Source organism: Bradyrhizobium erythrophlei, assembly GCF_042430365.1.
Classification (GTDB): Bacteria; Pseudomonadota; Alphaproteobacteria; order Rhizobiales; family Xanthobacteraceae; genus Bradyrhizobium; species Bradyrhizobium erythrophlei.
This window is the reverse complement of the sequence record NZ_JBHMET010000143.1, coordinates 1-1277: the sequence shown is the minus strand read 5'-3', so window position 1 is coordinate 1277 and position 1277 is coordinate 1. Positions and strand designations below refer to the sequence as shown.

The following is a 1277-nucleotide window of genomic DNA, read 5'->3' as shown; positions in this document are numbered from 1 at the left end:
ATCGGCTTGGCAGGTCCTACAAGCTTGCGCTTGAACCGGATGGATCTCCCTTGTTCACGTCGATCCCCTTGGTTGCATGCTGGCGGTACGAACCCCGGGAGCACCTCAGCCCGCTCGCGATGACGCGGGTTGCGATTCCGCCTTCCCCTTTGAGAGACAGGGTCGGCTACTCCGATCACGTTCGATTTCGGGGCTATCTTCCCGTTCACTTCATTCCGGCCTGCAACCTCCCTGTCTACGCTTCGCAGCGGCCGTTACCGGACGCCACGCAAGACTCGGTTCGCGGCTGCTCGCTAGGCTTTGCCGCGGCCGTCATCGCAGACGGCAGACTTCAACGCGCTTGCAAGGCGCAACTCTCGCAGAACCGAGCGTGAGACTCTCGCCTCACTCGGCTCCCATCAGGCAAACGTGCCGGTCATGCCAAGCCGCCAGTGTACGAACAGACCCGCTTTTTCCTGCGACAATTTTTGCAGAAAGCGACTCGCGCGGATCTTGTGTGCTTTAAAGCGCCTGAACTTCCGCATCGCCCAGGCCAGAAGCATCTGATTGACGTATCTGAGCAGTGGGTACAGAGCCGAGGGCGCGTATCGTCCGTAGTATTCGATCCACCCCCGCAGGAGAGGATTGATCTGCCGTGCGATCTCGTCCATAGGCAAGTCTGTTCGATGTCGGAGGTTTAGTTCCCGCATCGCCGCCCGCATGGCCTTCAGCGCCGAGGCGCTGACCGCCGGGTTGAAGCCCCAGAACAAAGTGTTGTCTCGGGAGCGTCTAACCAGACGGGGCCGAAAGCCGTATCCGAGGAAGTCGAATTGAATGTTCGGATACGTGCCTTTGCGCTTCCCGTCTTTGCAGTAAACGATTTTGGTTTTCGTCGGATGCATCTCCAGGCGGCACTCCGCCAGCCGTGCCTGAAGCTCCGCCTTGAGAGCCTGAGCTTCCTGCTCGTTTCGGCAGTGGACCAACCCATCGTCTGCATACCGACACCACGGAAGGTCTGGGTGCGTCCGTGTCATCCAGAGATCAAACGCGTAATGCAGGAACAGGTTTGCCAGAATCGGACTGACAACGCCCCCTTGAGGAGTCCCCCGGGTTCGCTCAGCCTTCAAACCGTCAGCTTGTTCCATTGGCGCCGTCAGCCATCTTTCGATGTAGAGCAGCGCCCATTTGCACTTCACGTGCCTCCGAACAGCCCGCAGTAAAAGTTCGTGGTCGATGTTGTCGAAAGACTACTCGACAGACTACCCACCACCGCGCTCATCATCTCGACGACTATCCCG

At 59.0% G+C, this 1277-nt stretch carries 1 protein-coding gene; it reads right to left on the bottom strand.

Translation table 11 applies throughout. The features are described 5' to 3' along the window. Positions 1-398: 398 nt before the first annotated feature. On the bottom strand, positions 399-1214 hold the full coding sequence (locus ACFFWD_RS21545; protein ID WP_376968500.1) for a reverse transcriptase domain-containing protein: 816 nt from the start codon (positions 1212-1214) through the stop codon (positions 399-401). Positions 1215-1277 lie beyond the last annotated feature (63 nt).